Genomic DNA, 2,262 nt, shown 5'->3' with positions numbered 1-2,262 from the left:
GCAGTCGCAACCGTCTTGGATTTGCGGTCCAGCTTTGCCTTCTGCGCTATCCGGGCTTCGGTCTGCGCGCCGACGAGGCGGTGCCCGCTGCACTACTGACCTACCTTGCTCACCAGCTCGGGCTACCGGCGGCTGTTTTTCTCGACTACAGCCGTCGCGTCCAAACCCGGCTCGACCATGCCGGCGAAATTTCCAGCTCCCTCAGCTTGCGTCCCTTCGTCCGCGCGGATTTGCCAGTCGCCCTCAATCTCGCCACCTCGGCCGCATGGTCCACCGACAAGGGGGAGCCGATCGCACGCGCGATTGTGGATGGTCTGCGAGCCGCCAAAATCATTCTTCCCGCTCCCGACACGATCGAACGCGCCGGGTTGGCCGGGCGCGCTCGTGCCCGACGAAAAGCGGCGGAAGCTCTCGTCGCCCCTCTGGCGCCCGAGCAACTTGGCCGTCTCGATGCTCTTCTCGTCAACGATGCCGCGTTGAACTCTACGCCGCTGGCTTGGCTGCGCGACATACCGGAGTCGCCCTCGACGACGAACATCAACGACCTTCTGGAGCGCTTATCCTTCGTGCGCACCTTCGGCATCGCTGCCGACGACGTGATGTCCGCGGTTCACGAGCACCGTTTCCGGCAGTTCGTGCGCGAAGGCGCGGTCGCGCCAGCTTTCCTGCTCTCCGACTACTCGGCAAACCGGCGCCGCGCGACCCTCGTCGCGAGCTTGATCGACTTTGAGACGCGACTGGCGGATGCCGCGATCGACATGTTCGACAAGCTTGTCGGCTCCCTGTTCAGCCGAGCCAAGCGCGGTCAGGAACGGCGTTACCAGGCAACGACCCGCGACGTTGGCCAGCTCATGCGCCTGTTCGGCCGCACGATCGCGGCGTTGTCGGAGGCGCGCGATTGCGATACCGACGCGCTCGCCGTGATCGACGAGACGGTTGGCTGGCATCGGCTCCTCGCCGCCAAGCCCCAGATCGATGCGCTCGCCGAGTTGGCTGGCGAAGACATGCTGGTCGCTGCGACCGAGCGTTACGCCACGATCCGTCGTTTCGCGCCGGCTTTCCTCGAGATGTTTGCCTTCAGCACGGCTGGCGGTGGAGCTTCACTGCTGGAGGCGGTCGAGACATTGCGCGACCTCAACCGTCGCGGTCGGGGCGAAGTGCCGCACGACGCGCCGCTGCCGTTCAAGAACAAGCAATGGAAGCGGCTCGTGCGGCGGGAGGACGGCCGTATCAACCGCCGACTCTACGAGACCGCCGTGCTCTCGACGCTGCGCGACCGCTTGCGGGCCGGCGACGTCTGGGTCGAGGGTACGCGTAACTATCGGCGTTTCGACGCCTATTTGCTTCCGAAGCGCGCGGCGGCCGAGTTCACCGCCGGTTTGCCGATCGGCGCTCCTGCGGACACCTACATCGCAGAGCGCGCCCGCATGTTGGATTGGCGACTGAGGCGCTTCGCGGCACTTCTGCGCCAGGACAAGCTGGAAGGCGTGTCGATGGTGCGTGGCAACCTGAAGGTGAAGCCCTTGCTGCCGGCGACACCACCCGAAGCCGACATACTCGACCGCAAGCTCGATGCCCTATTGCCGCGCGTGCGTATCACCGAACTGCTGCGCGAGGTCGCGGCGCGGACGGGATTCTTGTCCGCGTTCCGCGATCTGCGCAGCGGCAAGACCCACGGCAACCCGAACGCGGTGCTCGCGGCCGTCCTGGCCGATGGCACAAATCTCGGCCTTGAGCGCATGGCGAACGCCAGCCAGGGCGTCAGCTACGCCCAGCTTGCTTGGACCCACAACTGGTATCTCTCGGATGAGAATTATCGCGCCGCGCTCGCCATGATTGTCGATGCACATCATCGGCTGCCGTTCGCGCGCCACTGGGGCGACGGCACGGCCTCGTCCTCCGACGGGCAGTTCTTCCGGGCCGGTCGCGACCGCGCGGGCGCTGCCGAGGTGAACGCCAAATATGGCGGCGAGCCGGGGGTGAAGATCTACACCCATCTCTCGGATCACTTCGCTTCGTTCCATTCCCGCGTCATCTCGGCGACGGCGGGCGAAGCACCCTATGTCCTGGACGGCCTGCTGCTGCACGGCAGCGCATTGGCCCCCCAAGTGCATTACACCGATACAGGAGGCGCGACGGACCACGTCTTCGCGCTGTGCCACCTGCTCGGGTTGCGCTTCGTGCCGCGGCTTCGTGATCTCGCCGACCGCCGGCTCGGCACGATCGAGCCGGCTTCAGGATACAAGGGCCTGGAAGCTCTGA

Annotated in this window: 1 protein-coding gene; it reads left to right on the top strand. The window is 65.9% G+C overall.

Going from position 1 to position 2,262, the window contains the following annotated elements; all coding sequences use genetic code 11:
- Nucleotides 1–2,262 (top strand): Tn3 family transposase (locus AX750_RS18145; RefSeq protein ID WP_067254816.1); only part of this gene is annotated, 2,262 nt, incomplete at both ends.

The sequence above is a fragment of the Methylobacterium sp. CCH7-A2 genome, assembly GCF_001557075.1.
In the GTDB taxonomy this organism is placed as follows: domain Bacteria; phylum Pseudomonadota; class Alphaproteobacteria; order Rhizobiales; family Beijerinckiaceae; genus Allobosea; species Allobosea massiliensis.
The sequence above is the reverse complement of the archived record's forward strand: the minus strand, read 5'-3'. Positions and strand labels throughout refer to the sequence as shown.